28 protein-coding genes and 1 pseudogene are annotated in these 24,813 nt (G+C 68.4%); 14 read left to right on the forward strand and 15 right to left on the reverse strand.

The genetic code is table 11. The features are described from left to right. Positions 1-26: 26 nt before the first annotated feature. Both ABN273_RS03915 and ABN273_RS03920 read left to right on the forward strand, forming a co-directional pair. Positions 27-1,493 (forward strand): sialidase family protein, encoded by a 1,467-nt coding sequence (locus ABN273_RS03915; protein ID WP_349447228.1) that lies wholly within the window; start codon positions 27-29, stop codon positions 1,491-1,493. 98 nt (positions 1,494-1,591) lie between these two features. Beyond that, the gene (locus ABN273_RS03920; protein WP_349447229.1) at positions 1,592-2,026 is read left to right on the forward strand and encodes a GNAT family N-acetyltransferase; all 435 of its coding nucleotides are present in this window, start codon (positions 1,592-1,594) and stop codon (positions 2,024-2,026) included. An 11-nt stretch (positions 2,027-2,037) separates the two neighbouring features. Here ABN273_RS03920 and ABN273_RS03925 read toward each other — a convergent pair whose 3' ends face one another. The 3 genes from ABN273_RS03925 to ABN273_RS03935 form a co-directional block, all read right to left on the reverse strand. After that, positions 2,038-2,832: a phosphatase PAP2 family protein gene (locus ABN273_RS03925; RefSeq protein ID WP_349447230.1), complete on the reverse strand. Its 795-nt coding sequence runs from the start codon at positions 2,830-2,832 to the stop codon at positions 2,038-2,040. Between the two features lie 36 nt (positions 2,833-2,868). Then, positions 2,869-3,006, reverse strand: a complete 138-nt coding sequence (locus ABN273_RS03930) for a hypothetical protein (protein WP_349447231.1) — start codon at positions 3,004-3,006, stop codon at positions 2,869-2,871. Positions 3,007-3,132: 126 nt separating this feature from the next. After that, entirely contained in the window at positions 3,133-3,330 is a 198-nt protein-coding gene (locus ABN273_RS03935) for a hypothetical protein (protein WP_349447232.1), read from the reverse strand. A gap of 14 nt (positions 3,331-3,344) precedes the next feature. Here ABN273_RS03935 and ABN273_RS03940 point away from each other — a divergent pair, with 14 nt between their 5' ends. From ABN273_RS03940 to ABN273_RS03950, 3 genes are all read left to right on the forward strand, one after another. Then, the gene (locus ABN273_RS03940; protein WP_349447233.1) at positions 3,345-3,857 is read left to right on the forward strand and encodes a SigE family RNA polymerase sigma factor; all 513 of its coding nucleotides are present in this window, start codon (positions 3,345-3,347) and stop codon (positions 3,855-3,857) included. Next, a complete protein-coding gene (gene mltG, locus ABN273_RS03945; RefSeq protein ID WP_349447234.1) occupies positions 3,854-4,795 on the forward strand; it encodes an endolytic transglycosylase MltG in 942 nt (313 codons plus the stop codon). Before ABN273_RS03940 ends, mltG begins: the two co-directional genes overlap by 4 nt. Positions 4,796-4,973: 178 nt before the next feature. Then, positions 4,974-6,032: a DUF418 domain-containing protein gene (locus tag ABN273_RS03950; RefSeq protein ID WP_349447235.1), complete on the forward strand. Its 1,059-nt coding sequence runs from the start codon at positions 4,974-4,976 to the stop codon at positions 6,030-6,032. 144 nt (positions 6,033-6,176) lie between these two features. Here the strand turns inward: ABN273_RS03950 and ABN273_RS03955 are convergent, their stop codons facing one another. The 4 genes from ABN273_RS03955 to ABN273_RS03970 all read right to left on the reverse strand — a co-directional run bounded on the left by ABN273_RS03955 (position 6,177) and on the right by ABN273_RS03970 (position 8,457). Then, positions 6,177-6,458 carry a hypothetical protein gene (locus tag ABN273_RS03955; RefSeq protein WP_349447236.1) on the reverse strand — a complete coding sequence of 94 codons (282 nt, stop codon included), beginning with the start codon at positions 6,456-6,458 and terminating at the stop codon, positions 6,177-6,179. A gap of 551 nt (positions 6,459-7,009) precedes the next feature. Continuing rightward, positions 7,010-7,495 (reverse strand): hypothetical protein, encoded by a 486-nt coding sequence (locus ABN273_RS03960; protein ID WP_349447237.1) that lies wholly within the window; start codon positions 7,493-7,495, stop codon positions 7,010-7,012. Between the two features lie 237 nt (positions 7,496-7,732). After that, positions 7,733-8,086 (reverse strand): dienelactone hydrolase family protein, encoded by a 354-nt coding sequence (locus tag ABN273_RS03965; protein WP_349447705.1) that lies wholly within the window; start codon positions 8,084-8,086, stop codon positions 7,733-7,735. After that, positions 8,023-8,457 (reverse strand): dienelactone hydrolase family protein, encoded by a 435-nt coding sequence (locus ABN273_RS03970; protein ID WP_349447238.1) that lies wholly within the window; start codon positions 8,455-8,457, stop codon positions 8,023-8,025. Before ABN273_RS03970 ends, ABN273_RS03965 begins: the two co-directional genes overlap by 64 nt. 429 nt (positions 8,458-8,886) lie before the next feature. On the opposite strand from ABN273_RS03970, the gene ABN273_RS03975 reads away from it, so the two are divergent. From ABN273_RS03975 to ABN273_RS03990, 4 genes are all read left to right on the forward strand, one after another. Beyond that, on the forward strand, positions 8,887-9,345 hold the full coding sequence (locus ABN273_RS03975; RefSeq protein ID WP_349447239.1) for a GNAT family N-acetyltransferase: 459 nt from the start codon (positions 8,887-8,889) through the stop codon (positions 9,343-9,345). Positions 9,346-9,964: 619 nt separating this feature from the next. Next, a complete protein-coding gene (locus tag ABN273_RS03980) occupies positions 9,965-10,660 on the forward strand; it encodes a CTP synthase C-terminal region-related (seleno)protein (protein ID WP_349447240.1) in 696 nt (231 codons plus the stop codon). Then, a complete protein-coding gene (locus ABN273_RS03985; RefSeq protein WP_349447241.1) occupies positions 10,657-11,616 on the forward strand; it encodes a LysR family transcriptional regulator in 960 nt (319 codons plus the stop codon). The genes ABN273_RS03980 and ABN273_RS03985 overlap by 4 nt, the downstream gene beginning before the upstream one ends. Positions 11,617-11,823: 207 nt before the next feature. Continuing rightward, positions 11,824-12,693, forward strand: coding sequence for a recombinase family protein (locus ABN273_RS03990; RefSeq protein ID WP_349447242.1), 870 nt, complete (start codon positions 11,824-11,826; stop codon positions 12,691-12,693). A gap of 190 nt (positions 12,694-12,883) precedes the next feature. On the opposite strand, the gene ABN273_RS03995 is transcribed toward ABN273_RS03990, so the two are convergent. The 4 genes from ABN273_RS03995 to ABN273_RS04010 form a co-directional block, all read right to left on the reverse strand. Next, complete coding sequence (locus ABN273_RS03995; protein WP_349447243.1) at positions 12,884-13,666, reverse strand: nuclease-related domain-containing protein; 783 nt, start codon at positions 13,664-13,666, stop codon at positions 12,884-12,886. Positions 13,667-14,081: 415 nt separating this feature from the next. Further along, a complete protein-coding gene (locus tag ABN273_RS04000; RefSeq protein ID WP_349447244.1) occupies positions 14,082-14,987 on the reverse strand; it encodes an LLM class flavin-dependent oxidoreductase in 906 nt (301 codons plus the stop codon). A 50-nt stretch (positions 14,988-15,037) separates the two neighbouring features. Continuing rightward, positions 15,038-16,129 carry an NAD(P)/FAD-dependent oxidoreductase gene (locus tag ABN273_RS04005; RefSeq protein WP_349447245.1) on the reverse strand — a complete coding sequence of 364 codons (1,092 nt, stop codon included), beginning with the start codon at positions 16,127-16,129 and terminating at the stop codon, positions 15,038-15,040. Positions 16,130-16,217: 88 nt separating this feature from the next. Beyond that, positions 16,218-16,682, reverse strand: coding sequence for a MarR family winged helix-turn-helix transcriptional regulator (locus ABN273_RS04010; protein ID WP_349447246.1), 465 nt, complete (start codon positions 16,680-16,682; stop codon positions 16,218-16,220). 373 nt (positions 16,683-17,055) lie between these two features. On the opposite strand from ABN273_RS04010, the gene ABN273_RS04015 reads away from it, so the two are divergent. From ABN273_RS04015 to ABN273_RS59395, 3 genes and pseudogenes are all read left to right on the forward strand, one after another. After that, positions 17,056-18,837, forward strand: a complete 1,782-nt coding sequence (locus tag ABN273_RS04015; RefSeq protein WP_349447247.1) for a cellulase family glycosylhydrolase — start codon at positions 17,056-17,058, stop codon at positions 18,835-18,837. A 269-nt stretch (positions 18,838-19,106) separates the two neighbouring features. Beyond that, positions 19,107-20,063 carry a DUF8094 domain-containing protein gene (locus ABN273_RS04020; RefSeq protein WP_502910947.1) on the forward strand — a complete coding sequence of 319 codons (957 nt, stop codon included), beginning with the start codon at positions 19,107-19,109 and terminating at the stop codon, positions 20,061-20,063. 38 nt (positions 20,064-20,101) lie between these two features. Continuing rightward, positions 20,102-20,254, forward strand: a pseudogene (locus ABN273_RS59395) (transposase); the annotation flags it as partial. 31 nt (positions 20,255-20,285) lie between these two features. Here ABN273_RS59395 and ABN273_RS59400 read toward each other — a convergent pair. The 3 genes from ABN273_RS59400 to ABN273_RS04035 all read right to left on the reverse strand — a co-directional run bounded on the left by ABN273_RS59400 (position 20,286) and on the right by ABN273_RS04035 (position 21,841). Next, on the reverse strand, positions 20,286-20,774 hold the full coding sequence (locus ABN273_RS59400) for a hypothetical protein (protein ID WP_502910952.1): 489 nt from the start codon (positions 20,772-20,774) through the stop codon (positions 20,286-20,288). A gap of 378 nt (positions 20,775-21,152) precedes the next feature. Beyond that, positions 21,153-21,386 (reverse strand): hypothetical protein, encoded by a 234-nt coding sequence (locus tag ABN273_RS04030; protein ID WP_349447249.1) that lies wholly within the window; start codon positions 21,384-21,386, stop codon positions 21,153-21,155. A 248-nt stretch (positions 21,387-21,634) separates the two neighbouring features. Continuing rightward, positions 21,635-21,841: a cold-shock protein gene (locus ABN273_RS04035; RefSeq protein ID WP_349447250.1), complete on the reverse strand. Its 207-nt coding sequence runs from the start codon at positions 21,839-21,841 to the stop codon at positions 21,635-21,637. 783 nt (positions 21,842-22,624) lie between these two features. Here ABN273_RS04035 and ABN273_RS04040 point away from each other — a divergent pair. Together ABN273_RS04040 and ABN273_RS04045 are read left to right on the forward strand one after the other, a co-directional pair. Continuing rightward, positions 22,625-23,011, forward strand: a complete 387-nt coding sequence (locus ABN273_RS04040; RefSeq protein WP_349447251.1) for a hypothetical protein — start codon at positions 22,625-22,627, stop codon at positions 23,009-23,011. Positions 23,012-23,124: 113 nt separating this feature from the next. Next, positions 23,125-23,652, forward strand: a complete 528-nt coding sequence (locus ABN273_RS04045; protein WP_349447252.1) for a DinB family protein — start codon at positions 23,125-23,127, stop codon at positions 23,650-23,652. Positions 23,653-23,763: 111 nt separating this feature from the next. On the opposite strand, the gene ABN273_RS04050 is transcribed toward ABN273_RS04045, so the two are convergent. Continuing rightward, entirely contained in the window at positions 23,764-24,696 is a 933-nt protein-coding gene (locus ABN273_RS04050) for a hypothetical protein (protein WP_349447253.1), read from the reverse strand. Positions 24,697-24,813: the final 117 nt, after the last annotated feature.

A 24,813-nucleotide genomic window follows, 5' to 3' on the forward strand; every position in this document is an offset into this window, starting at 1 on the left:
CCCATCGACGAAGATGAGGAAGACTTGTGATCCGACGCTCCAGGGCGTTATTGCCCGCCGCGGCCATCCTGCTCGCCTGCGCTGTCGCGCAGCCCGCTGCCGCGCAAGGTACCGCATCTGCCGGACCTGTCATCGTGCGGCCGGTCTCGGGCAGCAGCCCTCTGCCCGCAGGCTGCGGGCTTCCCCCGGCCGACGGCTACACGCTGAACCCGAACACCGAAGTCCTGCCCATGCTGGCGCGGGACCCGAACCGTCCGTGGCACCTCGTCACGGTGTTCCAGCAGGACCGCTGGAACCGGTACGGCAGCAACGGCGCGGTTACCGCCGTATCTGACGACTACGGTAAGACCTGGCAGCGGTCCGAGAACCTGCCTGCTTTCTCCCGGTGTAACGGCGGCACGACCGCCAACGGCGGAGACTACGACGTCACGACCGACAACTGGGTCACGGTCACACCGTCGGGTGCGGCGGTGGCCGCGTCGTTCTCGCTGTCGCGCACCGGCGACGTGACCGCCATTCTGGTGGCCCGGTCCGCTGACGGCGGCCGGCACTGGGACGCCCCGGTAACCCTGCAACGGGACGACAACCCGCGCTTCTTCAACGATCGCCCATCGGTGACCGCGGACCCGTACCGCCCGGGCGTGGTCTACGCGGTGTGGGACCGCATCGACAACCAGTCGACCGACACAGAGGAGAACTGGGTACAGCCGATCTATCTGGCGAAGTCGACCGACGACGGGCGCACCTGGACCACGAGCAAGGTGTACGACGTGCCCACCAACAGCGGCGTCATCGGTACCCAGCTGGTGCCGCTCCCGGACGGGACGCTGCTGATCGGCATGCACCACGAGACGAGCACCGACGGTTCCACCCAGGTCATCCGCTCGACCGACGGCGGCCGGACCTGGTCGGCGCCGACGCTGAACGTTCCGGCGCCGCTCGCGGTGGGCCCCCGCATCCCGGACCCGGACAACTCGGGTGACCCGATACGCAACGCCTCCCTGCCGCTGCTGGCCGCCCAGCCGGGCACCCAGGTGGTCAACGCCGTCTGGCAGAGCCAGGACTCCGACGGCACCTTCCACGTGGCCTACTCGCGGTCGACGGACGGCGGAAGGACTTGGTCCAGCCCGGTCCGCGTGGACAAGACGCCCACCGGTTCCGCCGCCGTACCGGTCGTCGCCGCGTCCCGGACGGGCACCGTGGCGGTCACCTACTACGACTTCCGCAACAACACGTCCGACCCCGCCACCCTGCCCACCGACGTGTGGGCCGTCACCTGCACCAACGACTGCACGCGGTCCGGGGCATGGCGCGAGCAGCACATCGAGGGGCCGTTCGACGCGCGGAAGGTTCCGGCGACAAGCGTGGGACGCCTGATCGGGGACTACACCGGCCTGGTCTCGGTCGGCGGAGCCTTCACGGCCGTGTACGGCGTGGCCACCGACGACGCCGCCAACCCTGTGGACCTGCACAGCGCGGTTTTCTCCAGCTGAGCGGTTGTGCGCGGGCGGGGTTCGGTCAGCCCGGGCTCCGCCCCCTCTCACAGCAGCGCCGACCAAGCCTTGCCCTGGTGGGTCCTAGGCTTGCCTGCATGAAAATCCGCCTCAGAAACCGCGCGGACATGGACGCTTGCGTTGAGGCGCTGGCCCAGGTCCAGGCCGCCGACCGCTATCCCGTGGACTGGCCGGACGATCCCGGGGGCTGGCTGACCCCGGCCGACCTGACGTCGGCCTGGATAGCGATCGAGGCAGACAACGTGCTCGGCCACGTGGGTCTTACCCGAGACGCGGAGATCGTCCGCCTGTTCGTGACTCCGGCAGCACGCGGGCGCGGTCTGGCCGCCCAACTTCTCGACTCAGTCCGCGCCGCCGCGCGCGGGCCGCTGAAGCTGCGGGTGTCCTCTGAGGGCGAGGCGGCCATCGCGTTCTACGAACGGTCCGGTTGGCGCAGGGTCGGCAGCAGCCGCGCCGACTGGGTCAACGCCGCCGGTGAACCCGCTCTGCTACACCACTACGTGAGCCCGTGAGGCGGCAACGCTCAATCCCCAGCACGCCGGTGCCCGGCCAGGTGGCCCCACGCTGATATGACAGCGATGGAGACGGCCAGCAGCACGGCGCTTCCGGCGATGTCGAGCACGTAGTGGTTCCCTGTGGTCAGCACGACTGCGGCCATGCCCAGCGGAAAGATCCACGACAGCAACGCCAACCGCGGATGACCGGCCCGCAGCGCGCACCACACGGCATACGCGCACCACAACGACCATCCCACGTGCATGCTGGGCATCGCCGAATAAAGGTTCTGGCCGTCCTCGATCTGTCGCGAGGCATGGCCGCCCAGGATGTCGTGCTCGGCAATGACGTCGACGACGCCCGGTAGGGCGAACCGTGGGGGCGACATGGGCAGCGCCCAGAAGACGGGCAGCACGAGGACGGTCATCGCGATGAGGGTCCGGCGGACCTTGATGTAGACATCGGCGTGCCGGGCGAAGACCCACACCAGCACACCGATGATCAGGAGGTAGTACAGGCGGTAGTAGTACACCGCCGGCTGGATGAGCGCTGGATGCTCGGTCAGCCACTGGTTCGCCCTCAGTGCGATGTCCAGGTGGAGGGCCCGTTCTATGGACTGCAGGGCCAGAGCGTTGGCGGTGGCGGCTGCGACGTCCTTCCCGGCGGCGGCATGAAGCCGTGAGAAGAGCAGGATCACGAGCAGCAGACCAGCCACTTCGACGAGGGGTGCGGGGCGCCCACCCATCCTCCCGACCAGTGCGGCTGACCGGACCCAGGCAACCAGGCGCGATAACCGGTCGGCGGCCATCTCACGCGGGCTCACGCGGGTCACACTAACGCACCCCCGCTTCGCCATGAATCATGGAGCCGCCTGCACCTCAACCACGCCGGAGGGCGCGCACGTGGGCCAGAAGCCGTACGCGCCCGTCTCGAAGCGCGAACGGCCCACCTCCGAGCCGAGGACCAGGTGGCGGTGGTCCTCCAGCAGACGCACCATGGCGGCGTAGAAGGCGGCCAGCCGCTCGGCGGGGCGGCGCCCCGGGGCCCAGGGGTGGCTCGCCGCGCAGGAGATGTTCTTGCAGGTCCCGCTCGTGCTCGTCGAGTCCTCTGGACACCGTGTCCATTACTCGATCCCCTCGTCGCTGAAGGCCTGGCTCGACCAGATCACCTTTCCCAAGATGTCGCTGGCGGGCCGCTCGTTCGTGTTGACCAGCCGTCGTCCTGCCCGGCCGGCCGTTGATCCCTTCTGGAGAGACGAGCGAGAAACCTCGGCCGTGCCGGCATAGATCGACGTGCCGCCCGCGTCCTTGCCTGTGAACATCGCAAGGAGGACGGGTGGATCCAGGATTTGAGGCGGCATTTCGGCATTTCATCGTCGACCGATCGGGGGCGTTGTTCCGTACCGCGTACCTGCTGACCGGTGACCGGCACGCTGCCGAGGACCTGGTGCAGTCGGCTCTGGTCAAGACAGCCGCGAAGTGGCGCAGTCTGCGCGATCCGGCCGCCATCGAGGGATACGTCCGTCGCGTCATGTACCACGAGCAGGTGAGCTGGTGGCGGCGGCGGTCACGCGTCGTGGAGGTGTCGGCCGGATGGCTGCCCGACCAGATCGGCGACGGGCACGCCGACGTCGTCGACCTTCGCATGGTGATGCGCGCGGCCCTCGCCCGGCTCACACCCCGGCAGCGGACCATGCTCGTGCTGCGCTACTTCGAGGATCTCTCTGAGACCGAGATCGCGCGGCTGCTCGGCATCAGGGTGGGGTCGGTACGCAGCCAGATCTACCGCTCGCTGGAACGCCTGAAGAAGACGGCACCTGAGCTGACCATCGTGAGGGAATTCGGATGAACATCGAGAACCTGCTGCGCGAGACCCTCTCCGACATGGCCGACGAAGAGCAGCCACCCGCGCCGGGCCGGTTCCTCCAGGTCCATGAGCGCCGGCCCCGTCGCCGCAGCCTCGCCCTGGTGGCGGCGTCGGCCGTCGCCGCACTGGCCGTCGGATCCACCCTCGTGGTCCAGGGGCTGTCGTCGCGGGCCCCCGGTGATGTAGCCGCCGCCGTCCCGAGCCTGGCCCCCGAGCGCCATTCGGCGGCCACCATCACCGTGGTGGAAGGGATGCGGCTCTCGCAGCTCTTCAAGAAGCTGTCGTCGCTCACCGGTAAGCCGGTGGCGGAGTTCGAGCAGGCCGCCAAGGACGGCACGGCGCTCGGCCTGCCGACCTATGCCGAGGGGGCGCTCGAAGGGTTCGCCCTCCCCGGCACCTACGAGCTCTCCCCGACCATGAGCCCGAGCGAGATCCTCAGGGCGATGGTGGCCCGGTTCGGACCCGCCGCCGAGGAAACCAACCTGGTCGACGGCGCCAGGCGGGCCGGCAGAACACCGCTGGAGATCCTGACCATCGCCAGCATCGTCCAGGCCGAGGCGGGCAGGCACGAGGACATGCCCAAGATCGCCCGGGTCATCTACAACCGGCTGAACCGGAAAATGCGCCTGCAACTGGACAGCACCGTCTTGTACGGTCTGGACAAGTACGGCGTCAGCGTAGTGCTCAAGGATCTCAAGAGCCCGTCGCCGTACAACACCTACCGGCGGTTCGGCCTGCCGCCCGGCCCCATCGGCAACCCGGGGTACGACGCCATCAGGGCCGCGCTGAAGCCGGCCACCGGTCCCTGGCTCTTCTACGTGAATACCGACCCGAAGCAGCGCATCACGAAGTTCGCCACCTCCGAATCGGACTTCGCCAAACTGGTCGAAGAGCGCGACAAGAAGCGCGGAACCCGGTGATGTGGCCGCACGGCCATCGCGACGATCCTTTGCGGCCACCATCGGTTTGTGCACGGCGACCAAAGACCGTTAGGCGACCAGCATCCGCGCGCTGAACCGGCCGAAAGTACGGTCGCAGACCGCGGAACTGAACTTGTGGCCGGTGTCCGCGCCGGGCCGCATCCGCAGGATGAGGCCCATGCCCTATGAAGATCACGCTTCGGGACCGGCCGCCGGCGGTCCCGATGCTCCCTTAACCTCCGCCGAGGCGACGGCGTGGGAGGCCCCCGCGGTGACCTCCCCCGGCCGGCCGCGTATCGCCGCACTCGACGTCCTGCGCGGGTTCGCGCTGTGCGAGATCCTGCTCGCCAACATCCAGCTGATAGCCAACGACGGCACCGCCGTCGTTGCGCAGCCCATGGGCGACTGGGACCCTTGGCTCGGGCTCCCGATCTTCTCCCTACTGTTCGGTATCGGGTTCTCGCTGCTGCTGGACTCCGCCGCGAACCGCGCCCCCCGCCCACGGCTGGCCCTGCTGCGCCGGCTGCTGGCGCTGCTCGCGATCGGCCTCGTCCATATGCTGCTGTGGCCAGGCGAAATCCTGACCAAGTACGCCATCGTCGGATTGCTGGTGCTGCTGCCCTCGTCCTGGTTGCCGCGGTGGGCCGTGGCCGGCAGCTCCGCCGCGCTCCTGACGGTGGCGGTGATCGGCGGGGGCGGGCCCCTGCTGATTGCCGGGCTGTTCCTGTTGGGCTCGGCGCTGGTCCGATACGGCGTGATCGAGAAGATCGAGCGGTCCACCCGAGGACCGGTCCTGCTGGGCCTGGTCTTCGCGGCGGGGGTGGCCTCTGCCCTCTGGGTACAGGCCGGCATGCGGGCGGTAGGGGCCACGACGTATCTGTCTTCCACGTCCACCCTGGCCGATCTGCTGCTCGCCGGTGTGTACGTGTGCGTCCTGCTGATCCTGCTCAGAACGCCGCTGCGACCGGCGCTGCAGTTCGTCTTCGCGCCACTGGGCCGGATGGCACTGACCAACTATCTGACCGCCACACTCCTCGTTCTGGCGGCCACTCACCTCCTCGGCCTGCCGATCGGCCAGTCCTTGACGACGGCGTACCTGACCGCTGGAGCCATCCTCACGGCCCAGTGGCTGTTCTCCGCCCTCTGGCTGCGCCGCTACCGCCAGGGCCCCATCGAGTGGCTCTGGCGCTGGGCCACCTGGGTCCACCGCTCAGCCCTGCGCATCTCCACGAGCTGAGCCCATTCCCTCGGCAACCGGAGAGGCGGGAGGAAGGTGATCCATGTCCGGCGATCTCCCCTCGCTGCTCACCCAGGTGAGCAGCGAGGGAGATCGCCGAAGGCCTGCTCGATCGCACGGAGGCCGGGGGATCTCCTCGGGGCGTCATTCGTGGTCGACGACGATCGCGCAGGCTTCCGTGGCCATGATGGCACTGAGCTGGGTGGAGTAGGCGATCTTCCCTTCCGCTGGATGACGCCAGTCGTCGTTGGCGAGCAGTGAGCCGTCCCGCAGACACGACTCCCACAGCCGGGAGGTGCCGTCCAGCAGGAACCGCCGGAGCCCCGGCTGGTCACCGGCCTTCACCAGCTCCGCGGCGTACCGGTAGAAGATGCCCTTGAACAGGCCCTCGTCGCCGCCCCCGCCCTCGCGGTCGCCCGAAACCACCCGCGAAGAGAGGAAGGATCATGGACACCTGGTTGTGGGCGCTGCCCGGGATCGCGCTCGCGTTCCTGCTGGCCGTGCTGGTCAGGCACGCTCTGTGGCAGCGGAGCTACCGGCGCCAGGCGCAGGAAACGGCCATGGCCGAGGCGGAGCAGATCTTGCGCTGGGAGGCGGAGGGGCACCTGTACCGCCCCTACCGGATGACGTGGTTCGTGGAGAACCCGCTCACCATCTACGGCGACACGACCCCTGGTTATTGGCCGCAGAAGGTCCAGGCCCGGGCCGAGCGCGATTCGCGCGGCAGCCATCCGGGGATGCCGCCGTCGCTTCGCCCGTGCTACGGGGGTGGACCTGCAACGGAACCGTTTCGTACGGTAAGGGCTTTCCTGCAGGCCAGGGCTGGCGCCGGACGGGCCCGTACCGCCGGCTGCGCACCCGGCAGGCCGCGCATGAGTGCGGGCACCTCTTCACGTGCCGGGACACCTGAGAGAGCGGACATGCATGAGGTCCTGGGCATCCCTGTGCCCAGGACCTCATTTGGTGACCAGCCAGTCCTAGGTCAGGAACTGGACGCACATCATGCGATTGATGCCCACACTCGCCCAGCCTCCTCCAGCCGTGCCCCCGCCCAGCCAGTTCCCACTGCACCCAGGCAGTTCGTAGCCGTTCCACTTCCTGCAAGCGCCCGGCCCAGAGATATCTGTCATGCGCCCCCGGGATGCCGTGTTGTTATCCCAGGTGGCGAGATTGACGCTCTGCCGTGCCCCGGGGGAACAGGGGCTCCGAGCCCATACCGTGAATTGGCCGCCGTTGAACTTGTCGAACACGACCTCCCCGTAGATCGTTTCAGCCGCTCTGGCCGTGGCCACGGCTTCCCGAGTGGCGTAGCACTTGACCGTTCCGAGGTCTTCGGCTCCGGCCACGCAGAAGCTATGCGCCGAATCCGGCGCGGTGGTGACGTCGGCTGCCTGTGCGGGCATCCCGGATCCGAGCGTCAGCGCAGCGATAACGCCAACACCCAAGGCGGCAATCTTTCCCACACTTTCCTCCACTCTCGATGTAGTGCTTTGAGGCGTGGCGAGAGCGTATGCAGGACCACTGCGTGATCCTCAGGGGGAGATCACGCACTGAGATCGAGTAGACCAAGGCTCGCCCGATAGCTGCTGGTCAGCGTTGTGCGAGTGCCGCGTAGGCGGTGGAGCGGCCGATCTTGAGGGTGCGGGCGGCCTCGGTGACCGAGACGCCGTCAGCGGGTGGCCGAGCTTGGACTGACCAGATCACTCCGTCACGGGCAGGCACTCGGCGAGCAGGTCGACGACGTCGCGCCAGGCTCGCTGCGCGTGCCGTGGGTGGTAGCCGACGCCGGGGACCACGGTGTGGTCGACCGGCGGGTGGTGGAAGGCGTGCAAGGCGCCGCCGTAGACCACGAGGCGCCAGTCGACGCCCGCGGCCTGCATCTCGGCGGTGAACGCGTCCCGTTGCGCGGGCGGCATGATCGGGTCTTCCGACCCGACCCCGGCCCACACCGGGCAGCGAATGCGCGCCGCCTCGCCCGGTCGGCCCGTGGTCAGTGCGTTGACTGTCCCGATCGCGCGGAGATCGACGCCGTCGCGCCCGAGCTCCAGCCCGATGGCGCCCCCGGTGCCGTAGCCGACGGGGCGATCCGGTCGGGGTCGGTCCGCGGTTCGGCGCGCAGCACGTCGAGCGCCGCGTGGCCGATGCCCCGCATCCGGTCGGGGTCGGCGAGCAGCGGCATGCAACGGGCCAGCATCTCCTCGGGGTCGGTGAGCAAGCGCCCGCCGTGGAGGTCGAAGGCCAGCGCCACGTATCCCAGCTCGGCGAGCGCATCGGCTCGGCGGCGCTCGACGTCGCTGAGCCCTGGGCCCTCTGGTCCGAGCAACACCGCGGGGCGGCGCCCGGTGCCGGAGGGCAGCGCAAGGTGCCCGATCATCGTCAGGCCGTCGGCCGGGTACTCGACCGTGCGGGTTGTCACTGTCGTCATGAGACTGGACTGTAGTGATCGTCGAGCCCGGTCGGGCCGGTGTTCACCGCTGGCAGAGTTCACCGCTGGCAGAACAGCGCAGGTGTGCCTCTGAAATGCGGCGATGGCTCACAAGGTCCGTCACAAACCCCGTTCTCGCGGCAGCGTTATCGGATCACCTGCCCTGGCCACGGTGCTGGAGACTGACCCTCGCGGCAGGTTGCTGGCATATTCCGGCCCACCCCTCACACAGCGTCACGAGAGCCATGCCCCAGACCCACGGGCATGGCTCTCGTTTTCACCAACACTCAAGGCAGTTGATCAGCAAGTGGCTCTCAAACCGACCGACACATGGCTCTCGGATCCACCTTCATAGCCAGCGCTTCGGTGACCGCTTCCGGTCCAGGTCCGTGAGTGCGCTGCGGGAGGTCGGCAAAGGATAATCGTCCGGTGCTCATTACCGGAATTTCGCCCGCGGAGGATCCACTCGGGGACGAGTTGTTCGCCCTGCAGAAGGCGGCGTACGCCATCGAGGCCGGGCTCATCAAGGATGATCGCATACCGCCCCTGCACGAGAGCCTGGCCGACCTGCGGGCGCAGCCGCTGCGGTGGCTCGGGGCGGTGGACGAGGACGGGCGGCTGACGGGGGCCGTGGCGTGGGAGGAATCGGACGACGAGGTGGACGTCAACCGGCTGGTCGTGCATCCCGACGCGCTGCGGCGCGGGATCGGGCGGGCGCTGGTCAAGGAAGTCCTGGCCAGGGCAGGCGGGCGGAGGGTCGTGGTGGCCACCGGGCGGGACAACGCGCCCGCGCGGAGGCTGTACGAGGGGCTGAGGTTCGCGCTGGTCGGGGAGGTCGAGGTGATCCCCGGCCTGTGGATCGTCAACTACGCCCTCCTTCCCAGCTGACCCACAGCCTCTCCAAGCTGACCCCGCAGGCTCCTTTCGGGCTGACCCCGCAGGCTCCTTTCGGGCTGACCCGGCAGGCTCCTCCTTCCAGGGCTGACTCTGCAGATCACCTTTCGAGATAGCTCCGCAAACCCGCGCCTTTGCACCGCGATCGTCGACCGCCTCACCTTCGCCGGCAACATCATGGAGACCGGCACCGACTCCTACCGCCTCGCCCAAACCCGAGCCAGAGCTGAACAAGCCGGCTGACCTAGCTCACTCAGCGTCACCAGAGCCATGCCCCGCCCGCTGGAGCATGGCTCCCGTTTTCACCAACACTCCAAGCTCAGTTGATCACCTAGTGGCTCTCAATCTGACTGACCCCTGGCTCTCGAATCCACCTTCATAGCCATCCCTGAAACGGTCCCGGAACGTGAAAACGAGACTTTCCATGATTGTCTGTGTCAGTTTCCGAAGTCGTGTGCACGGATGCGCGAAGTGGTCTGCACGCCTGTGGGCTCCCTCGGCAGAGGCGAGGGGATAATTTGCGAGAGGCTTCCCGCCTGGATATGAGCGATTGCTCATGGCGCACGCATGGTCTGGTATTGGTGCTCAGGCCGGAACGTCGCATAGTGAGGCCATGGACCGATCTCTGCGTGTCGCGGTCATTGGCGACCGCGACCTAGTTTTTCCTCCGCACGTGGCTACCGACGACGCGCTGCGGCACGCCGCCGCGCACCTCGGCATCGGGGTGGACGTCCGTTGGCTGGCCACCAAACCGCTCGAATCTGACCTGGCCGAGGTCAAGGCCGCCGACGTGTTGTGGTGCGCGCCCGGCAGTCCGTACCGCAGCCTGCGCGGCGCCCTCGCCGCGCTTCGGCACGGCCGCGAACACAGCGTGCCCACCCTTGGGACGTGCGGCGGCTGCCAGCACATGGTCATCGAGTACGCCCGCCACGTGCTCGGCTACGAGGACGCACAGCACGCAGAGTACGACCCATACGCCTCTACCCTCTTCGTGTCGGAACTGACCTGCTCGCTGGCCGGCAAGACCATGCCTGTCACCTTGGTCCCCGGTACCCGAGTGGCCGCACTGTACGGACGGACCGAGGTAGAAGAGGAGTATTACTGCAACTTCGGTCTCGACCCCAGCCGGCAGGAGACCCTGCACGACGGTGGCTTCTCAGTCACAGGAGTGGACGGTGATGGCGAGGCCCGGGTGTTGGAGATTCCCGGCCACCCCTACTACGTGGCCACACTGTTCGTGCCGCAAACCCGCTCGCGTCCTGAGGCCCCGCACCCGCTGGTCGTCGGCCTGCTGCGCGCGGCGCTATGACCTTCACCCAACTGAGGATCCTGCAGGCGGTCGCACGCACCGGCAACATGACCCGGGCCGCCGAGGAACTGGCCACCACGCAGTCTGCCGTCAGCCACGCGCTGCGCGCCCTGGAGAGCGAGCTCGGCGTCGCGCTGCTGGTGCGGGGCAACCACGGGGTGAGCCTGACGGCGGCTGGGCGTGCCGTGTGCCGCCGCGCCACACTCATCCTCACCCAGGTGGAAGTGCTGGAGCAGGAGGTGGCCGCAGCCCGGAAGCATGGGCGTGGCAGCCTACGCGTCGGTGTCATCCCCAGCGCCAATGTCCGGCTGCTGCCGCCGATCCTGCGGCGGTTCGAGGATGCGCATCCGCAGGTGCGGCTCACGGTGATGGAAGGCTCGGACGACGAGGTGCTGGAGTGGCTCGAAACGGGAGCGGCGGATATCGCAACTGTGTCAGCCGGGGTGGCGGGCGCACGGGCCACCACGGCCGCGCTCCCTGCAGGGTTGATGGCGCGACCACTCGCCACCGACCGCATGCTGGCCGTCCTGTCCAGCGGTCACGACCTGGGCGTCCGCGACTCGATACCGGTGGTCGAACTGTCCCGGCAGCCGTTCATCATGTCCACGGGCGGTTGTGAGCCTCTGATCACGGCACTCGCGCGGGCAGCGGGGGCGAGCCTGAAGTGCCACTACCGGGTGCGCGACACCAACAGCATTCTCGCCATGGTCGCCGAGGGGCTCGGGGTGAGCATCGTCCCTGAACTGTCGCTGCCCGCCCATCGCCCGGGCGTGCACGCGATCCCGCTGGACCCGCCTGCTGAGCGCACCATTCTTCTCGCCTTGCCTGCCAACCCGCTCCCAACGGCCACCGCCTTCGCCGAATTGGCCATTACCCTCACATCCCAACCCGCCCGCGCTGAAGGGATGGGTCCCGGCAAGGAATTCGCGGGCCCGGTCCAGGATTCCGTCGTATGAGGCGGAGGCTCCCGTTCGCCGCCACGAGCGCGTGCCGCGTCCAGTGGTGATAGCGGGCTGAACATCGTGGCATGCGCCGTCTGTTTCATAGGATAATGAACGCCTATGAAACACCGTCTCCGGCCGGACGCGCCCAGGGCAAATGCTGTTTCATAGGTCGGTGCAAACATGTAGCCGGGTGAAACGCTCCTATGAAACACTTCCGGGGTGCACGACGACTACCTCCGCGTGGAGGCCCACGCCTGCCCGATGACCTGCGCCGCCCCCGCCGGCTCACCCTGCCGGACCGGCAAGGGCAAGGTGGCCGTCCAGTACCACACCGCCCGCTTCCGGCTGGTGCCCGCGCTCGCCAAGGCGCTCACCGTGGCTACCCCACCCATCCGCAAGCCGGGCACGCTCTGGATCGAGCTGCCCCGCCCCATCGCGGCCGGCACCGAACCGGCCGGGCACGTACGCATCGGCTACGCCCGCGCCTCCACCGTCCGCCAATCCCTCGACACCCAGCTCGACGCGCTCCAGGCCGCCGGCGTCACCCGCGTCTTCTCCGAGAAGATCTCCACCCGCGCCACCACCCGCCCCGAACTCGACAAGGCTGTCGCCCTGGCCCGCGAGCTCCGCTCGGCGGGGGTCGCGGTCACCCTCGTGGTACACGAGCACAAACGGCTCGGCCGCGGCCTCGACCTGGCCGCCCTGGCCGAGCAGCTGCGCGCCGCCGGCATCGGCCTGGAATTCCTCACCGGCGAGCTGCAGGGCTCGCACGACCCGTCCGGGGTGGTGTTCACCGTGCTCGCCGCGCTGTCCGGGATGGAGCGCGAGTACATTCGCGACCGCACCCTAGAAGGCCACGAATCGGCGCGCGCCCGCGGCAGGACCATCGGCGGCGCCGCTGTGACCGACGAGGCCATGCTGTCCATGGCCCTGCACCTGCGCGAGCAGAACCTCAGCTTGCGCGACATCGCGGCGAGGCTCGTGATCACCAAGGGCAAGAAGAAGGGCCGGCACCCGTCCCCGGCCACCGTCCTACGCATGCTGCGCGAACACGACGGAGCCGCCGCCGCGCCGACGACCATGGGGTGAGCGGACCCCCTTCATTTCCTGCCGCGCCCACCCACGATGGGTCTACCTCCACCGTTTCTGCTGGTCAGCCAAATGCGTTGGATGTTCGGCGGATGCTACGGAGACCCCGTTCGGTGGGAGTGGCGCGCGCCCGTGCCGGACTCGTGCCGGGTTGGCCGAGGCGTGTGCCGCGGTGGCGCGGGCGGGCGGGCTACGCGGTGTAGGGCGGGAACGCGCGGTCGAGGGTGCGCGCCAGATCGGCCACCTGGTCGGGCGAGAGTGACTCGCTGGTCTGGCGGATGTAGCGGCGGAGCTGACCGGCTTTCAGGAGGGTGATCCCGTCGAGAACGAGAACGAGGGGGCGGCCGATGCCGGGGACCTTGGCCCCGTGCACGGCGACCAAGGGCCAGACGCCGACCATGTTGCCGGTTGCGCGGTCGACGACCCGGGCGACGGCGGAACGTTCGTAGGCGATGCCGCGTAGCAGGCGATCGGCCGGCCGCCGTCCGATCCAGAGCTGTTTGCCGCGCCCGTGGAGCTGCGTGCGGCGGTGCCACTTCTTGCTGTCGATGATCCAGACGCCGGTAGGGCCGACCAGGAGATGGTCGATGTTCGCCCTGCTGCCGGGGATGGCGCGATCGTGCAGGCAGATGTGGCCCTCGGCCTGCAGCGGAACGAGAAGCCGGGCGGTTGCGCGCTCGCCGGCGGCGCCCTTGCGCCAGGCGGAGACGCTCGACCAGCGCCAGAAGCGCCCCAGATCGACGAGGGCGACGATGAGCGCGAGGGCAAGGCCGAGCTTCCAGCCGAGCAGGTAGCCGACCAGCAGGCCGGGCAGGGCCGCCTTGAGGACGCGGAGCAGCAGCCGGGAGCGGCGGCCTTTGGCCAGCTCCGCCCCGTACTGGGCACGGGCGGAGGCCCCGGCGCGGGCCGGTGGGTCGCCGAGCGACGCGGGGGCGGAGGCCGGGGGCTGGAGGTCGTGCGGGGGCGTGCTCATGTCGCAACTCCGCAGGAGGTCGGGGCTGGAGTTTCGACGGTACGCCGCGGCGGCGACACTGTCCGGGCATCTCAGGAGGTCATCACCGATGACGTAGGAGAGATGGAGGGGCAGAGACGCGGGCTTGCCACGGCGCGGCCGTGGCCGTTGCGGAGGGCCCGGGCGTGGGCCGCGCCGAGCGCCTCGGGCGGTTTTCGATCTCGCGCGTCCCGGCGCGACCCCCAGGTTCCCGATCTTCTGAGCCTGTCTCCGCCGCAGCCTCTCCCCGTTTCAACCCCTCCGCCTTCCTCTCCTCGCTCCCCCTACTCCTTCCACCCCAGCTCCGCACCTGTCAGGTCCGTTGCATGGTTTCGGAAGGAATCCGGCGTGATCCATGGTGCTCGTCTCGGTGCTGTGACTACGTGCTCATGGGCCCCTACTTCGCGATCGCCTCCCGTACGGACGGGACGATCTCCTGGGCCCAGCGGGCCAGGACGGTGAGGTCCACGGCGCCGTGGCCGGTGGAGAAGAGCGTGAAGCCCGACGCGCCGTGCTCCAGCACGGCTCCGGTCAGTTCCTCGACCCACTGGTCGACGGAGCCGCCGAGCCAGCGGCCGTCGCGGTCGCGGGTGGCGGGCAGCGGCCGGTCGGTGATGCGTCCGGGGAAGTTGAAGACCGTGCGGATCTCGCTCGGATCGCGGCCGGCGGACGCCGCCGCCTCGTCGATGATCGGACGGGAGGCCCGGTAGCGTTCGCTGAGCCAGTCGGCCGCGTGGCCGGGGATCCAGCCGTCGGCCACCCGGCCGGTGGCGGCCAGGGACTTCCGGCCGACCGATCCGGTCCACACGGGAGGCGCGGCGACGGGAGCGGGCTCGATCTGGTTCACCTGGTAGTGGGTGCCCTGGTAGGTGACTGGAGCGCCGCCGCCCGACAGCAGCTTGACCAGGACGATCGCCTCCTCGAAGGCGTCCACGGCGTCGCCGGGCGTCAGCCGCGGCACGCCCATGTCGGCGATGCGGTCCCACAGCCCGCCCGCGCCCATGCCGAGCACGATCCGGCCGCCCGACAGCGCCGACAGCGACGTCACCGTCCTGGCCAGCATGGGAGCGGGCCGGGTCGGCAGGTTGCTCACGTTGGCGAAGCCGGCGATGTGCTGCGTACGCCCGAGGATGAAGCCGAGCGCGGCGTAGGCGTCCAGGCGGTCGCCGATGTAGGGGTGGTCTGACAACGTGAAGATGTCAAGCCCGTCCCGGTCGGCCTGCTGGGCCATGCGCAACAGCTCTGGTATGTCGTCAATTCTGGAATGCGCACCAAAACCGAAGACGACGTTATGTGTGGACAATGTTCTGCCTTTCTCTGCAAACCCGGCGTACCCGCTGGGTGTAGTCCATGTCAGGCGGAGCCGAACTGCTCGGCGAAGCGGCCGGTGAACAGGTCGGCCCCCTTGTACGCCGAGACCGTCTCGGCCGGGACGACGGCCGGTCCGTCGGGGGTGGGCAGCTGGCCGACACCGCCACGCGGGCCGAGCGGGAGCAGGATCATGGGGTGGGGCAGCGGCCGGTAGGCGGCCTCCGGCTGCTCGCCGCGCAGGTGGGCGATGATGTTCTGGGCCACCACCTCGGCGTGCTGCATCGCGTACCCGGCCATCTTGGCCTCGGCGACGTCGGTGATGTCGCCGATGGCGTAGACGTGGTCGTATCCGTGCACGTTGAGGGTCTCGGTGACCCGAACCTGCCCCTGCGGCGTACGAGTCGTCAGCCGGCCGTCGGCGAGGTAGTCGCTGTTGACGCGCACGCCGTGCGCGCGGAACCAGATGTCGGCGGTGATCTCCTCACCGCCGGTCGTCGTGACGGTGAACGTCGCCGCCTGGCCGGGCTCGGTCGCCGGAGGCGCGGTCAGGCCGGTGCCCAGCCGCAGCTGGATACCCAGCTCGTCGAGCTGGCGGTGCAGCTCCTCGCGCATCTCCGCGGGGAAGGCGGCCAGCAGCTGCTCGGCCGGGTCGACGATGGTCACGTGCTTGTGCGGCCAGACCTCCTTGATCTCGCCGGCCAGTTCCAGACCGACCGGTCCGGCGCCGAGGATCAGCACCCGCTCGGAACCCGCCAGTTCTTTGTGGGTCCGGAGCAGGTCGTCCACGACCTCGTCCGTGGAGTCAGAGGCAGGCTTGGCGGGGTAGGCGTAGCTGGAGCCGGTGGCCAGAACCAGGTAGTCGGCCTCGACCCGCCGGCCCGAAGCCAGGGTGACGCCACCGGGGTCCACCGAGACCGCGCGGTCGCGGACCACCGTGCCGCGCCTGAGCCACTGGTCGTAGGGGAAGAACATGTTGTGCGCCCAGTCGGGCCTGGTCAGCGCCCGCAGCGAGCCGGCCGTGTTGACGAACGCGTCCCGGGGGTCGATGAGGACGACGTCGGCCTCCGGGGCCAGTGCCTTGGCGATCGCAGAACCACCGTAACCTCCGCCGATGACCACAACTGTACGACTCATGATTCACACACTCCAACCCAAGAAAGAGATTGAATTCGTGCTACGAACCATATTAGTTCGTAGGCCGAACTGCAACTCCTTCCTGGGTTCAGCACATGTGATCCGGCCCCACGAAGACGGTGTGGACCTTGTTGTCCGCCACGACGCGGCCGAGCAGGCCGGCGAGTGCGTCGCGCTCCGCCGGGGCGAACCCCGAGGTCAGCTCGGCGACGCGGCGGCAGGTCTCGGTGTAGAACCCATCGGCCAGCTTGGCGCCCCGCCTGGTGAGCGCCACCCGCACCGCGCGGGAGTCGCGAGGGTCGGGTTTGCGCCGGACGAGGCCGTTGCGCTCGCTGCGGTCCACCAGGCCGGTCAGGCTCGACTTGGCCAGGCCGAGCACGTGGCCCAGCTCGCCCATGCCGTACGGCTGCGCCATCAGGACACACAGCAACTGGCCCTGCTGCTGGGTGAGGCCGTACTCGCGGGCGGAGTTCGCATACACGGCATTCACCACGAACGTGGACCGCACCAGCGCGGACGCCATCCCGATCGGGCCGTCGACATGCTTGCTCATCGGCCCAGCGTAACAAATTCGTGTGGCGAACTACTGTCTCAGGGTCGGGTTCTGTGCGCGGAGGCGGACAATACAGAGCAGCAGATTGCCCGCCGTCCGGTCGTCATAGAACTGCGTCACTTGCGTACCTGCCGGGCCTCGCACCCGAGTACGGGAGGTCGGCACCTCGCGATGCCTCCCGTCGGAGAACCCCGGATGAAAGTTTCAGTGCCGTTCTCCCTCTTGTGCAAGGTCGGCGCAGGCGTCCCGGTTCCGGAAGTAGGGCGTCCTTGCGAAGCGGTCCGGGCAGGCAGATCGTTTGGGAGCGCTCCCATTCCCTGGGTGGATGTCGCATGGTTGCTTCCGCCCCTCGATCCCGTCACGGAGAACCCCTATGCCAATCCACCGGAACTCGTGGCGCAGAGCCTTGACGGCCGCGGCCGCCGTTCTGCTCGCCGGATTCGGGCTCGCCACCGTCCAGACCGCTGCCGACGCGGCCGTGTCGTGTTCGGCCACCTATGCGAAGAGCTGGGACAACGGCAGCGCCTTCGGTGCCACGATCACGGTCACCAACACCGGTGACCCGTTGACCAGCTGGACGCTGAGCTTCGACTTCCCCGACAGCCAGGTGATCACCCAGATGTGGGAGGGTGTGCCGACCCCGGCGACGCCCACCCCGGCGGGCGCGGCCGTCACCGTCAACCCGACCTCCTACAACGCCGCCAAGGGCACCGGGGCCACCTGGACCGTCGGCTTCAACGGCACTTACACCGGTGGCGTCAACAACGCGCCCAGCGTCTCGTGCTCAGGCACCGGTACCGGAGGGACGCAGCAGGCCCTGGTGGTCTCCTCCACCAGCGTGAGCGTGCCCGAGGGGGCGACCGGCACCTACACGGTCCGGCTGAGATCCCAGCCGTCCGGCAACGTGACCGTCACCAGCGCCGCGGGCGCCGGGGACAGCGACATCACCGTCAGCGGCGGCGCCGGCCTGACCTTCACCACGTCCAACTGGGACACCCCGCAGACCGTGACCCTACGCGCCGCGGAGGACGCCGACAACACCAACGGCGCCCGGCCGATCACCGTCGCCTCCTCCGGCCTCGCCTCCGTCACCGTGAGCGCCACCGAGGCCGACAACGACGGCGGCACCGGTAGCACGGCACCCGCTCTGCGCGTCTCCGGGAACCGGCTGGTCACCTCCAGCGGCGCCACCTACCGCCTGCTCGGGGTGAACCGCGCCAGCGGCGAGTTCGCCTGCGTACAGGGCAAGGGCATGTGGGACAGCGGCCCGGTGGACCAGGCCTCGGTGAACGCGATGAAGGCCTGGAACATCCACGCGGTACGGATCCCGCTGAACGAGGAGTGCTGGGTCGGCACCAACGGCTCGCCCAGCGGCGCCACGTACCAGCAGAACGTCAAGGACTACGTGAACCTGCTGGTCGCCAACGGCATCACGCCGATCGTGGAGATGCACTGGAACTACGGCCAGTACACCGGCCAGGGGACCGGCTGCTCCGACACCGCGGCGACCTGCCAGAAGCCGATGCCGGACGCGCAGTACGCGCCGACGTTCTGGACCGGCGTGGCCAACGCCTTCAAGGGCAACAACGCGGTGGTCTTCGACCTGTTCAACGAGCCCTACCCGGACGCCGCCGCGAACTGGAACGCGACCGCCGGCTGGACCTGCTGGCGCGACGGCGGCACCTGCACCGGCATCGGCTACCCGGTGGCCGGCATGCAGTCGCTGGTCAACACCGTGCGCGCCACCGGCGCCACCAATGTGATCATGCTCGGCGGCCTGACCTGGTCCAACGACCTGAGCCAGTGGCTGACCTACAAGCCGGACGACCCGACGGGCAACCTGATGGCCGCCTGGCACACGTACAACTTCAACGCCTGCTCCAACACCTCGTGCTGGGACAGCCAGGTCGGTGCGGTCGCCGCGCAGGTGCCGGTGCACGCCGGTGAGATCGGCCAGAACTCCTGCGCTCACGACTACATCGACCAGGTGATGGCATGGGCCGACGCGCACGGCGTCGGGTACACGGCCTGGACGTGGAACCCATGGGGCTGCAGCCAGGGCAACGTGCTCATCACCGACTACAGCGGCACCCCCACCAGCACCTACGGCGAGGGCTTCAAGGCACACCTGCTCACTCAGAACCCACTCTCGTAGCACCCTCGGCCGGGCCCGCCAGCCGGCGGGCCCGGCCGGGTCCCACGTGACGCGCCCCCTGATCGTCGCTGCCAGGAGACACCCATGCTTCGCGGATCCCACCTGTACGCCCGGCCCGCAGCGTTCCGAAGAAGCCGCGTCGGCGGGGGGTTCTGCCGCACGGCGTTACCGCTATTGGTAGCTTTGGGCGCTTTAGGGCGGAAGCGTGTGAGGTGTGTGGGGTGCGGCGGTTTGCGTGGGTTGTTGGTGGCGTGATGGCCGGGTGCCTGATGGCGGGGTGCTCTGCTCTGCCGGTGCCGGGCGCGAACCGGTCGGCACCACCTGCCACGAGCGGCACGCCGAAGCCTTCGGCGCCCGTGCCGGCCCAGGAGACGGCCTCGGTGGTCGAGGACTATGTCAAGCGCAACAACGCGGCCAACGAGGCCATGAGCGACAAGCTGCTGGCGGGCTACGAGGGCGGCTCCAGCCTCGTCATCGACAAGGCGTCCTATGCCTCCAGCCGGAAGCTGGGCGGCGACGACGACTACCAGCCGTTCGGCTACACCAGACCCACGTTCTATGTGCCGGGGCAGCGCTGGTTCCTGACCACCGCGTACTGGAAGGGCAGGAGCGAGACCGCCGAGGAGCCGACCTATCTCCTGTTCGCCCGTGACGGGGGCGGCTGGCGGCAGATGTACGCCCCCGACTCCTTCGCGGGAACGACCGCCGGGGAAGTGCCTCAGATCGCGACGGACGCCTCGGGGACGGCCACCGAAGTGGGCCAGACGGACGCCGCCGGGCTGCTGATGTCGCCTGCCGCGTTCGCCTCGGGCTATACCGCCCACCTGGTGGGCAAGGGCAGCACGGCGGAGAAGAGCCGCTATGCCGCCGACAAACTCACCACCGCCGCCGCGTCGAACCGGATAAAAATGAACCAGTACGCCCGGCTCACCGAGAGCGCCCGGCCGGCCGCCGCGTACCCCTCGTACGCCCTGCGCACGACCGACGGCGGCGCGCTCACCTTCACGACCATCGAGCGGACCAGGCGCTACGACGTACGCCAGGGGCCGAAGCGCAACTACGTCTTCCAGAAGAACAACGGGCTCCTGCGCGGCAAGTACTACACGTACATGACCATGACCGAGCTGATCCAGGTGGTCGCGCACATCCCGCCGAAAAGTGCCAAGCTCGGCCAGGTCAAGGTGGTGGGCTCGTACGGCGGCATCATCTCCGGCAACGGGCGCTGAGGCCGGCCCAGCAGCCACCGTGGATCGAGCCCGACGAGTTGTGGGCGCGGATTGAGCCGTTGTTGCCGATCGTGCCACGCCGTGGCGATCACCTGGGCCGCAAGCGCCTGGATAACCGGAAGGTCCTGTCGGGCATCCCGTTCGTGCGCTACACCGGCATTCCCTGGGAGTTCCTGCCGCACACCGCCGGTCAGCAGGACTGGTCCAAGGCGGTGATCGAGGTCAGCGATCGGATCCAACCGCCGAGAGGTCCCCGACGGCGTCGGCGTAGTAGGCCGAGTCGGCCAGGTGGAACGCGATCTGCCGGAATGTCCAGCCCGCACCGGGCGACCGGTCGAGCTGGTCCGGAGTGAGCGCGGTCAGCCGGTCGGCCCAGATTTGGCTGAGCCGGGTGAGCCGGCTCCTGGCCTCGTCCAGGTCCTGGTCAGTGAAGGGCGCCAGATCGGCAGGGGTTGTGCTCGCCGACGCATGCCAGCGATCAGGGATCGTGGGGTTGCCGGCCAGCCGTGCTTCCACCTCGGCGAGGTGATCGATGAGGTGATCGGTGACTCGGCGGATCGCCTTGTGCGGGGTGTAGACCCGCTCATCGGCGCGCACCGGGCGACCGTCCCACGTTGTCCAGGTTGCCGCCAGGTCGAGTACGTGGTCGATCATCAACGTCACGACCAGCGCTGGTTCGCGATCATCAGTGGTCGGGATCTCACCGGACATTCTCGGCCTCCACCTCAGTGCGTTACACGATCGGACAGGGCACACTCACTGCCCCCAACCTGGCGGAGACCGACAACGGCTCCGGAACGCAAACCTAGGCTTCAGACATCTCGATGGGCATCGAAGCATGGATGCACGGCCGGTCAAGATTCATTCTGTTTGCACCTCTTAGCCACCATCCTGGCGGAGCTGCTGCAGACCACCTACGACCAGCGGCATGCCGCTGCGGCGTCGAAAGAGCGATGGGTATGTCCGGTGAATGGTGGTTCGGCATCTGCGTGCCGCCCGTCTCCGGCCATCAAGGACCGGCTGAGCCTGAGGCGACGCCGACGCGAATGCCGACATGCGGAGCCGCTGACTCGAAGCGGACTGCCCTCGTCACAGCTTGACGAGTTTGGCGTACGGCGCCGTGATACGACGCGTCTCCGCACCGAAATCGACGAGAACGGCGACATCCTCCTCCACTGCGACGACCCGGCCGAGGCCGTATTTGTCGTGGCTCACCTGGTCTCCCACGGCGAACTGCTCGACGGGGGCTGGTGGAGGGGGCTCGGGAACCTTGAAGGGACTTCCTGGCGGGCGTCGCCGGGCCGCGGCGTGATCAGGCCTCATTGCAGTCAGTATGCGCTCTACCGGCGAATAAATCGACGGTCGCCCAAAAATACTTCCGCTTCCTGCGGCTGATGCGCTTTCGCCAGGACGCGCGCGCGATCAACCCGCCTGTCTTTTGCCCGAATGAATGCGCTGGGCGGCGAAACACCGCCGGTCACCGCGCGAAAAGCACAGATCGCCGACGGGAATTGCGACGGAACGGGCCCGGTCCGCACCGGGTGCGGACCGGGCCCGGGAAACCCGTCAGGTCAGGCGGGGACGATGTTCTCCGCCTGCGGGCCCTTCTGGCCCTGGACGACGTCGAAGGACACCTTCTGACCTTCGGTCAGCTCGCGGTAGCCGCCGTTGGAGACGATGTTGGAGTAGTGCGCGAAGACATCGGCGCCGCCGCCGTCCTGCGCGATGAAGCCGAAGCCCTTTTCGGAGTTGAACCACTTCACGGTTCCGGTTGCCATGTCGATCTCCTTCGGATACGTGCACAACGTAAGGAATCCGCACCGCGCGAATCCCGCGTTGCCGCAATGAGCCCATCCGGAAATGACCGGCAAAACAAAACGCGCCTGAAGATCACAATCTGTCAGGCGCGCACAAAGTCTTTTATGGGTACCACAACTGCAACTGCCTACAGCCTAGCACGCGGTTCCGGCCTACCGCGCCAAGATCGAGGATGAGCAGGCTGGTGCTGGACTTCAGGACGTCCAGCAGGCGTGAGCACAACGTCGGACTGGTGAAGATGTCGAGCTCGCCGGACAGGCGGGTGGCTGCCGATCGGCTTGGCCGGTCACCTGCAGGCGGGGCGCGTCTTCCGGCTTCTGGTGCGCGAGCGTGGCCGCCCTCGTTCTTGCCGCCGAGCAGGGCTTTCGACCCTCTTCACGGCGCAAGACGGCGGCGGCGTCCAGCCCTGGCCTGCGCGGCCAGCGTGTGTGACGGGCACGGAGAGCCGAGCGGCGTATGGTGGATTCCCTGGGGTATCTGGCCCGCCGACAGCCGCGTCGGCTGCGCCCCGGACACAACCGGCCTTGTTGCCGGAGACAGGCGGTACACCCGATGCCGAACCGCCGTTCATCAGTCCTACCCATCGCTCTCCAGCCGGCCCGGGTGTTCCTCGACCCCACGCTGACCCGTGGCGGGAAAACTGGCGTGCCGTTCGTACATGCCGTCTGAGCGAAAGGATCTCGATCATCGCTTCCGGTTCCATTCCCCCGTCCGACCAGCCGGTACGACGAGTACGTCGTTGCGTGCGCGAGGCGAAGTTGAGCGCGCGCCCCCAACTCGCCGCAGATGTCGCCCAATGGACCTGTCCACACGGGGTGCACGCCGGCAACGGTTGTGTCGACTGCTACCACGCCTCGGCCGAGGCCGACCCGATGTTGCCGCTGTGGGAGATCGCGGTGTGGTTCACGTCGGAGCGGCCAATGCCGATCAGGGCCTTGAAGGACGTACGCCGCCACGGCCGTCGCTTCGCGCTCGACCAGCCGTCCACACCCCTGGTCTACCTCCTCAGCGGACAGGCGCGGGCCGCCACGGGCACGGAGGCAGTCGCGGGACTGGTCGGGTTCCTCCTCGAGAATCGGCACATCGTCGACGCGTTCACCGTGACAGAGATCCGTGCCGTCCACTCCTGACCGCTCCCCTGCGCTCGGCGCGCCGACCGGTTCGCGCTGTCGCGGCTCCGCAACCGTTCCGGTCCCGCTCTACCGAAAATGCGTTGCACGCCCAGACGGAGCCCCGCACCATCATGACTAGCGCCGGCCCCGAGGGGAAGATCATGAACGAGGTCCTGCTCGACGCGATCCGCCACAACAACTGGGCAACGAAGCGGCTAGTGGAGTTCTGCCTGGATCAAAATCTCTCAGCGGAACAACTCGAAGTGCGCGGCGTCGGCACTTTCGGCGGCATCCTGTCCACTCTTCACCACATCATCGAGGCGGACGGCAGCTACGTACGGCGCCTGGCCGAGACCGAGCTCGCCTGGGTCGACAGCGACGAGCACTTCGACCTGCAGAAACTCTTGATCTGGGCATCGGAGGCCGAGCAACTCTGGGAAGAGCTGCTGGCCAAGCCGATCGACGTGGAACGCGTGGTCATCGTGGACAACGGCACCCGCGAGGTCCGCGGCGGCATCTTCGTGGCTCAGGCCCTCAACCACGCCAACCACCACCGCGAGCAGGTCTGCGCCGTCCTGACCGGCCTCGGCATCGAGCCGCCGGACATCCAGGCGTGGGAGTATGCCTGGGCCACCGGCCGGATCTGGGATCGCCGCTAACTGCGTTCGGGAAGCAGCTCACCGACCCGCGCCACCGTGTGCGTTCCACCCACAGACTCGGGTCGCGCCTAAGGGCAAATGCCTCTGGCGGGATACGGAGCGGGGGTGCCGTTACGGCAGGGCGGGTACGGCCGGTTCGGCGTTGGTCCAGCCGGCCTGGAGCACGGTTTCTGTGCTGATCTTGTTGATGAACAGCTTGCCGTTGAGCCTGGTCGTCCAGGTTCGGGACAGAAGGAGCATCGTGTCGGTGTCGATGATCAGGTCGGTCTTGGTCTTGATCGTGTCGCCGCTCTGGACGGTCTCCGGGTAGTCGACCGAGAGGGCCGCGCCGGTCCTGCCCGCGTTGTCCTTTGTCCTGCCCTGGGCGCGGACGCCGGGCATCGTCAGCAAGGCCTGGTAGGCCGCGGTGCGGACCTCCTTCGGCGCAGGAAGCTGATGGAACAGCCCGCTCAGCGCTCCGGTGACGTACCTGTCCACGCCGTTCTCCTTGACCCGTGAGACTCGCGCCGCCTCCGTGAGCCAGGACTTCAACCCGTTCGGGTCCGCGGGCAGTCGCTGGACCTCGTCGTACCTCAGTTTCTGACCAGCCAGGAAGAACGTGTTCCGGCCCCGTACGGGGGAGACGTGGCCCTTGTCTGGTTCGGTGGACAGTTTCACGTACTGGCCGTCGGCCGTGCGGGTCCACTTGGCGGGCGAGCCGTCGCGGCGCCACGCCTTCCGGTCCGCCGCGCTCTTCGGGTACGCCCCCAGCCCCCGGACTCCGAACCAGGAACTGCCGTCGGGCATGGTCCATTGCTCGGCGAGGTCCTGTTCCACCACCCAGTAGCGATTCGCGCCGCTGCCGAACTGGCGGGGATTGGTGCGCTGCGACAGCACCCTGGTATGCCAGTACGTGCCTTCCGGCGGAGCCGACGCTGCGGCCGTGAGCCGCGTCTCCGGTGCCTGGACGGGGCTCGGGAGGCCCAGCAGCGCAGCGGTGACCACGGCGGTCAGGCCGGTCCCGATGGCGATCAGCGGCCGGGCCGGTGCGGTCGCGAGCTTCATGTGCTTCCTCCAGACGTACGAAGTGACGTCCCCCAATACGCCTGGGCGCCTCGCGAGGTTGCCTGCGACACTCGGGCAACTGTTGGAGCGGCCGAGGCGTATTAAGAGGCGTGAAAC

Source organism: Nonomuraea sp. B19D2 (assembly GCF_040137845.1).
Lineage (GTDB): Bacteria > Actinomycetota > Actinomycetes > Streptosporangiales > Streptosporangiaceae > Nonomuraea.

Coding starts and splice junctions, on each gene's coding strand:
- ABN273_RS03920 (WP_349447229.1), top strand. CDS start 1,592: ATGAAAATCCGCCTCAGAAACCGCGCGGACATGGACGCTTGCGTTGAG.
- ABN273_RS03930 (WP_349447231.1), bottom strand. CDS start 3,006: ATGGTGCGTCTGCTGGAGGACCACCGCCACCTGGTCCTCGGCTCGGAG.
- ABN273_RS03935 (WP_349447232.1), bottom strand. CDS start 3,330: ATGTTCACAGGCAAGGACGCGGGCGGCACGTCGATCTATGCCGGCACG.
- mltG (WP_349447234.1), top strand. CDS start 3,854: ATGAACATCGAGAACCTGCTGCGCGAGACCCTCTCCGACATGGCCGAC.
- ABN273_RS03950 (WP_349447235.1), top strand. CDS start 4,974: ATGCCCTATGAAGATCACGCTTCGGGACCGGCCGCCGGCGGTCCCGAT.
- ABN273_RS03970 (WP_349447238.1), bottom strand. CDS start 8,457: ATGACGACAGTGACAACCCGCACGGTCGAGTACCCGGCCGACGGCCTG.
- ABN273_RS03980 (WP_349447240.1), top strand. CDS start 9,965: ATGGACCGATCTCTGCGTGTCGCGGTCATTGGCGACCGCGACCTAGTT.
- ABN273_RS03985 (WP_349447241.1), top strand. CDS start 10,657: ATGACCTTCACCCAACTGAGGATCCTGCAGGCGGTCGCACGCACCGGC.
- ABN273_RS03995 (WP_349447243.1), bottom strand. CDS start 13,666: ATGAGCACGCCCCCGCACGACCTCCAGCCCCCGGCCTCCGCCCCCGCG.
- ABN273_RS04005 (WP_349447245.1), bottom strand. CDS start 16,129: ATGAGTCGTACAGTTGTGGTCATCGGCGGAGGTTACGGTGGTTCTGCG.
- ABN273_RS04010 (WP_349447246.1), bottom strand. CDS start 16,682: ATGAGCAAGCATGTCGACGGCCCGATCGGGATGGCGTCCGCGCTGGTG.
- ABN273_RS04015 (WP_349447247.1), top strand. CDS start 17,056: ATGCCAATCCACCGGAACTCGTGGCGCAGAGCCTTGACGGCCGCGGCC.
- ABN273_RS04020 (WP_502910947.1), top strand. CDS start 19,107: ATGGCGGGGTGCTCTGCTCTGCCGGTGCCGGGCGCGAACCGGTCGGCA.
- ABN273_RS59400 (WP_502910952.1), bottom strand. CDS start 20,774: ATGTCCGGTGAGATCCCGACCACTGATGATCGCGAACCAGCGCTGGTC.
- ABN273_RS04030 (WP_349447249.1), bottom strand. CDS start 21,386: ATGAGGCCTGATCACGCCGCGGCCCGGCGACGCCCGCCAGGAAGTCCC.
- ABN273_RS04035 (WP_349447250.1), bottom strand. CDS start 21,841: ATGGCAACCGGAACCGTGAAGTGGTTCAACTCCGAAAAGGGCTTCGGC.
- ABN273_RS04045 (WP_349447252.1), top strand. CDS start 23,125: ATGACTAGCGCCGGCCCCGAGGGGAAGATCATGAACGAGGTCCTGCTC.
- ABN273_RS04050 (WP_349447253.1), bottom strand. CDS start 24,696: ATGAAGCTCGCGACCGCACCGGCCCGGCCGCTGATCGCCATCGGGACC.